Genomic DNA, 5,699 nt, shown 5'->3' on the forward strand with positions numbered 1-5,699 from the left:
GCCAACTCCTGCGAGGTAACCTCGAACATGCGCTGTAAGTTGGCGTAGCTGTCCTGCCACGCTTGCTGCTGTTGTTCGTAGTGCCTCTGTAAGCTCTCTAATGCGCTCAGAAGCTGCTGCTCCATTTCGGTCATGAATCTCTTCACCCTGATAGATAAAACCGCCCAGAATCGATTCTGTGGCGTCTGATGAGGTTATTTGGCGCTGTACTTGATGACCTGACGATGTTGAGCGTTCTTGTACTCGTCGATCTGCTTCGCCCCCTGCGGAAGGATCAGGTAATACACGCTCTTGTTCTTGGAATCGCGAATTATCGATACGCCGGCTCCGGTCTGGCTCTTTAAGTCCTGCAGGATCTGGCTCTGCTCGCTGATTTCGTTCTGGCGTTCGACCACGATAGTCCCGAGATACCAAGCTACGCCAATCAATATCGCAAACAGGATCCCGCTTAATGCCAGGCTGTACAGCCATGTCATTCCGACTAAGCGGTGTATCTGCTTTAGCTGGTTGTCGTTCTCTTCTTGGATAGCGGTCTGTATGTTCTTTGAGCTTAATCTCAAGGCCTCGGTGATACGTTTCTCGTGCTTCCCGAATGCGAGCGCGACGCTCGTTGCGGTAGTCTTGGCTTGCTGCTTCGATTTGCTCTCGAACTCCCGCGCTAAATTTAAAATCTCGCTCATACAGCACTCCTTTTAAGCGAATATTCGGGCCACCTGCCGGATCAGCAATACTGATACTGGATTTGGTTTCCCGTACAACCGACAATCCAGCATCGGTAAGGTGGGAAATCACCCCTTTACGATCCGTGATTTCTCCCTGCTCAATCAGGCAGATGAGCCCTTTGGTAATAGCTTCCGCCGCCTGCTGCTTGTTGCGAGGAAGGTCATTAGAGGGGGTTAATGCTCGGCGATTAGCAGGGTCATTCGGGTCGCGTAATCCAAGCCGGTCATTGGTGAGGGTTTGCCATGCGTTAACGCGAGGCCGGTCAGCCCGATCAAAGTAAGGTTGCAGCCGTTTTCCGCTCTGCAATTCGATGTTCGGGATAACAAAATTCAATTCAAGACGCCCTTTGTCCTGATGTTGAACCCAGAGGCAGGCATACTGGTCTTTATCTAGACCGGTCATCAATGTCTGCTCCCATTCATCCATCAAGCGCTGCTTTTCGCCTGCGGGTAAATCACTCTCCTGAAAAGAGAGCACGCCAGAGGTATAGGTTCGGGCAAATGCGCAGCCATCAATCAGCTCTTTGACGTGCTCAGGGTTACCCCGTAACACCATCGCTTGTTCGCGCTGACGATCTGGGCCCAGAAGGTAATCGACAGGGCCACTCCCGCCACCGGCACCACGACCATGAATCTTAACAATCACGATGTTGCTCCAGCAGTTCGGCAAGATGTTGGTCAATGCTATTAAGCACGGCGAACAACGACACCCGTTCTTGCGGCGGTAAGCCATGCTGATTCAAGTAACGGGCTATTTGATTGAGGTTATTACCAATCCCGCTGACCTGACGTAACAAGGTCGGGTCTACGGTAGGTAGCGGACGACGCCGAACTGTTCGCGATTCGCCTAAGCCAACGGCACGTAACCACTCGGCCAAATGCGTACGGTCGCAGCGTTCAAGTAACCGCTGATGCTCCGCTTCGGTGAGTCTGATTTTGATCTCTTTGGTGCGCTTTTCCATGAGAATCCGCTGAGAAAGTTTCGCACCCAACGTGCGAATTTTCGCAGTGGATGCAAGGGGTTTCGGGGGGCGGCGAGCCCCCTGAACCAGTCACAGAAGGAACCTCGCAGAGGGGACGCTGTGTGTACTGGCTTAATTCAGCATCTATCGTACATCGAGGCCACTTCACGCACAAACAAAAAGCCCCGCAAAAGCAGGGCTGTTATCTGATATAGGTTGTTTAGTGCCACATCTAAGAATTAGTGACATATAGTGTCACTAAAATTATAATGTCCCTCGAAACGGGCGAACCTCGCCCGACTCTTGCTCTTTAAAAAATAGTCACGTGATATCAAAGGAAGACTATGCCTTGTCTAACGAGGCGATCTCTAACGAGATCATGACCGGCTGGTCGCTAAGTAACGGTGATAGCGCGCAACAAACGTTTATTACCTGCACAAAAACTGGCGACGATTGTCTGACAATGAGATTTTAAAGTCCCTAAGCGCTGATAGATTTATTCCTTTGGTTTTCCCTGGTCTGACAGAAATCAAACCAAAACGGAGAAACAAAGTATGTTTAACATCAACATCAATATCACTGTGATTAAGAGCGCTTCAACTAAATCTGGAGACAGAAAGAAGAAGCAAAAGAAAGAGATCGGCGCTAAGGAAGATATGAACGCGGTTACCATTAACGCTAGTAAGATCTTGATTATAGGGAAGATTCTGGCTGAAATAGTAGAAAAATTCTTCCTGAACTAATCGACTTTAAACTCTACACCTAAAAAATATCACCATGACAAAACCTAGATTCAACGGTACATCCATTTCATCCTTAGAGTCATTATCATCCATGCTTGGAGTAGATAGACCTAGACTAGAATGGATAATCGAAACAATACCTAAATCATACAAATCATTCGATATCCACACAGGGAAGAAACAAAAAAAACGAACAATTTTTGAACCTAAAAAAGCCCTAAAAGCACTACAGAAAAAAATAAATAGGGAAATTTTTGAAAATGTAACCTACCCAAGTTATTTGCATGGCGGTCTAAAAGAAAAAGATTACATATCTAATTCTGCGTCTCATACAAAAAAGAAAACAATTATTTGCATGGATATACAAGATTTTTATCCAAGCATTAGTAAACGAGATGTACACCAAATATTCCAATATTTAATGCGTTTTTCTCCTGATGTGTCATCAGCATTAACTGAATTAGTTACATTAAACGGTAAAGTCCCTCAAGGTGCATGCTGTTCAAGCTATATAGCAAACCTAGTTTTTTTCAATAAAGAGTTCAATATAGTAAATAAACTAAGTAGAAAAGGACTTTCCTATACCAGATTACTAGATGATATAACTGTATCATCGGATAATGACTTGTCTGATGCAGAAAAGACAGAGATCATACAACTAGTAACTGGAATGGCTAGAAGTTATAGACTTAATATAAATAAAGACAAAACATCAATTGAACACAGCAAAGATTCAAATGCCAAGCTTCAAGTAACAGGCTTATGGGTTAAGCATGGGATTCCAAAGCTCACAAAAGCAGATAGACGATACATTAGATATCTAGTTTATATATGCAAAAAAGACTATGACGCAAAGAAAGATAGTGTTGAGTATCATGATCTTTGGAATAAATGCTCAGGTAAAGTAGCTCAAATGGAAAGGCTTGGACATAGCCAAGCAAAAGATCTTCGACAAACGCTGTCTGAAATATTACCCATCTATGACGAATTTAGAATAAAAAAATGTACCATGTTCGCAAAAAGGTACATTAAAACATTTTCGCCGCCACTTAGCGAAGAACAAATATCAAAGGTTAACAAGCTTATTTATAAGTTTGGTATTGTGGCTAGAACGCAAAAAAACCTAGCTAAAACATACCGGCGTGAACTGAGAGCATTACTTCCTATTGAGAAACAATGAAATGGATATAACTATTGGCTTTGTTAACTTCTACGACCCTGTTAAAGGCTTTGGCTTTATTAGGCGTGAAAAAGGAAGAGACTTAATATTCAGTCATTCAGATATAGTTAACAATCTTGATGTTATAGATTTACCTAAGGGTACAAAAGTAAGCTTTAACATAGTTAAGACACCTAAAGGACACCGAGCGATAGATATATCGCTAATTTAAATTACGTCGTCTGAAATAAGTTCGTCTACTAATACCTAACTCAATCCACGGCTCTCCAAGAGAGGGCCTACCACCGCCTTTACTCTTAGCGCCTCTTTTAGATTGAAGTTCAGGCGTATGTGTTTTTTTAACATACTCAGCAAATCCCACCTCTGTAAAATTCTTACTTGTCCACTTGGCTACACTTTTGGCAATGCCCATAACTTCGTTCTCATCTAACGGTGTGGAGAACTGCAGGTTGTAAGCTTTGGCGCGGTCAATGCAGGCTTGCAGCCATTGATCATACTCCGGCCAGCCTTGGCGGATAGCGCGGTAAGCCCACTTGCGGGTTTTATCGAAGAGGGTGCAGTTACGGCCTAAACCGTAGTCCGGTAGGATTTCGCGGTCATTGGCTGCGCCAAGGTCGAGGTAATCGGCTAACCAGTCGAGGGTGTAGAGCTCTGGCTGCCAGACGGTAATCTGCCAGTGCAGATGGTTCGGATTCTTGCAAATTAGCCCTGAATACCCCGCATCTGCGCCCAATTTTTTACGCAGCGCATTCTCAATGGCGGCGGCATATTTGAGGGGGGCGGCTCGACCATCCGGCGCGGTGCGTACCGCCGTATGCAAGGCATACAACAGGTGAGCATGTCCGTTATCGGGGTTTTTGATGGTCAGTGTCGGCGCAGGTGCACCCAGATCGGCCCAATCAATCGCGGCTCCGGCCCTGTCCACGTCAAAGCAAAGCCAGTACATGGCGTGGGGCTGGTTAAACTGGATGTATTTTGCGAGGAGAGCACGCTCTTTACCGGCAATGCGGACACCAAACTGTAAATCATCGGAGAAGTACGGCTTGTGGGGTAACCGGTCATTAAAAAGCGTTAAAGCCTGATTATCCAAGGCTCCCAGCCTTATGGCGGGGCTGTTGTTTTGCACGCTGCATGTGCTAATATCCTTTCTAGGTTTCGACCTAGCCCTGAATGTCATGTCCGCTCGCCAAAGTAGAGCATGATTTCGGGGCTTTGTTTTTTCTGCCGCTAAGTTACACCTCAACAACGGTTTTTGTCATCCCCGACAATCCGTTATTCCTGCTTGTTCTCGCACGGCTTTACGCTCATACTACTTTTTGTAGATACACTTGTCACTACATAAAGAGGTGAGATGATGGCCACGATTAATATTCGGATCGATGACGAGCTGAAAAGCCGCTCTTATGCCGCATTGGAAAAGCTGGGCGTAACGCCGTCCGAGGTTCTGCGCCAAACACTGGAGTATGTAGCCCAAAGCGGACGCTTGCCGTTCCAGCAGGTTTTGCTGACCGAGGATGATGCCGATTTGATGGCTATCGTTCGGGATCGGCTGGAAAACCCACAGGCGGGCGTAAAGGTGTCACTGGATGAGCTATAACCTTGAGTTTGATCCCCGAGCCCTGAAGGAATGGCGTAAGCTCGGGGATGATGTCCGTCTGCAGTTCAAGAAAAAACTCGAGCAGGTTCTACAGCACCCGCGGATCGATAAAAATCGCCTGCGAGAGCTGCCGGATTGCTACAAAATCAAGCTCCGTGCATCCGGTTATCGCTTGGTCTATCAGGTTCGCGATCAAACCATTACGGTATTCGTGGTGGCGGTCGGTAAGCGCGAGCGTTCTGCCGCTTACGATGCTGCCGATAAACGCTTATAAACTCATGCCGTGACCGCGAGAATGCCGCTGTTCGTGCCGCTTGGCTAATTGCTCAAGCGGCGCACTGTTCTGTTTAAGCTCTCGACTTGCTGCGCCAAGCTGGTGACTTGCATGCTCAAGGCCTGACAAACCCTGTCGTTTTTCGCCAACTCCTGCGAGGTAACCTCGAACATGCGCTGTAAGTTGGCGTAGCTGTCCTGCCACGCTTGCTGCTGTTGTTC

General features: G+C 46.6%; 10 protein-coding genes and 1 pseudogene. 5 read left to right on the top strand and 6 right to left on the bottom strand.

Annotated features, from left to right (window positions below):
• The 4 genes and pseudogenes from ACEQFP_RS17095 to mobC all read right to left on the bottom strand — a co-directional run.
• On the bottom strand, nucleotides 1-134 hold a 134-nt coding region (locus tag ACEQFP_RS17095), incomplete at its 3' end, for an MbeD family mobilization/exclusion protein (RefSeq protein WP_396464369.1).
• A 60-nt stretch (nucleotides 135-194) separates the two neighbouring features.
• Complete coding sequence (locus tag ACEQFP_RS17100; protein WP_396464363.1) at nucleotides 195-680, bottom strand: MbeB family mobilization protein; 486 nt, start codon at nucleotides 678-680, stop codon at nucleotides 195-197.
• Nucleotides 681-1,050: 370 nt separating this feature from the next.
• Nucleotides 1,051-1,455 (bottom strand): annotated as a pseudogene (locus ACEQFP_RS17105) (hypothetical protein); the annotation flags it as partial.
• Nucleotides 1,358-1,684, bottom strand: coding sequence for a plasmid mobilization relaxosome protein MobC (mobC, locus tag ACEQFP_RS17110; RefSeq protein WP_396464364.1), 327 nt, complete (start codon nucleotides 1,682-1,684; stop codon nucleotides 1,358-1,360). The gene mobC and the pseudogene ACEQFP_RS17105, both read right to left, overlap by 98 nt.
• A gap of 554 nt (nucleotides 1,685-2,238) precedes the next feature.
• Between mobC and ACEQFP_RS17115 the strand changes: the two genes are divergently transcribed.
• The 3 genes from ACEQFP_RS17115 to ACEQFP_RS17125 are packed head-to-tail and all read left to right on the top strand — an operon-like array spanning nucleotide 2,239 to nucleotide 3,818.
• Complete coding sequence (locus ACEQFP_RS17115; protein WP_396464365.1) at nucleotides 2,239-2,427, top strand: hypothetical protein; 189 nt, start codon at nucleotides 2,239-2,241, stop codon at nucleotides 2,425-2,427.
• Between the two features lie 34 nt (nucleotides 2,428-2,461).
• Nucleotides 2,462-3,607: a reverse transcriptase family protein gene (locus tag ACEQFP_RS17120; protein ID WP_396464366.1), complete on the top strand. Its 1,146-nt coding sequence runs from the start codon at nucleotides 2,462-2,464 to the stop codon at nucleotides 3,605-3,607.
• A 1-nt stretch (nucleotide 3,608) separates the two neighbouring features.
• Entirely contained in the window at nucleotides 3,609-3,818 is a 210-nt protein-coding gene (locus ACEQFP_RS17125) for a retron Se72 family effector protein (RefSeq protein ID WP_396464367.1), read from the top strand.
• Here the strand turns inward: ACEQFP_RS17125 and ACEQFP_RS17130 are convergent.
• A complete protein-coding gene (locus ACEQFP_RS17130) occupies nucleotides 3,810-4,697 on the bottom strand; it encodes a replication initiation protein (RefSeq protein ID WP_396464368.1) in 888 nt (295 codons plus the stop codon). The genes ACEQFP_RS17125 and ACEQFP_RS17130 overlap by 9 nt on opposite strands.
• A 264-nt stretch (nucleotides 4,698-4,961) precedes the next feature.
• On the opposite strand from ACEQFP_RS17130, the gene ACEQFP_RS17135 reads away from it, so the two are divergent.
• Nucleotides 4,962-5,204 (top strand): type II toxin-antitoxin system RelB/DinJ family antitoxin, encoded by a 243-nt coding sequence (locus ACEQFP_RS17135; RefSeq protein ID WP_001554710.1) that lies wholly within the window; start codon nucleotides 4,962-4,964, stop codon nucleotides 5,202-5,204.
• On the top strand, nucleotides 5,194-5,478 hold the full coding sequence (locus tag ACEQFP_RS17140) for a type II toxin-antitoxin system RelE/ParE family toxin (RefSeq protein WP_115150554.1): 285 nt from the start codon (nucleotides 5,194-5,196) through the stop codon (nucleotides 5,476-5,478). The genes ACEQFP_RS17135 and ACEQFP_RS17140 overlap by 11 nt, the downstream gene beginning before the upstream one ends.
• A gap of 44 nt (nucleotides 5,479-5,522) precedes the next feature.
• Here the strand turns inward: ACEQFP_RS17140 and ACEQFP_RS17145 are convergent, their stop codons facing one another.
• Nucleotides 5,523-5,651 (bottom strand): MbeD/MobD family mobilization/exclusion protein, encoded by a 129-nt coding sequence (locus ACEQFP_RS17145; RefSeq protein ID WP_332745882.1) that lies wholly within the window; start codon nucleotides 5,649-5,651, stop codon nucleotides 5,523-5,525.
• Nucleotides 5,652-5,699 lie beyond the last annotated feature (48 nt).

The sequence above is a fragment of the Edwardsiella sp. A.80236 genome, assembly GCF_044540725.1.
Lineage (GTDB): Bacteria > Pseudomonadota > Gammaproteobacteria > Enterobacterales > Enterobacteriaceae > Edwardsiella > Edwardsiella tarda.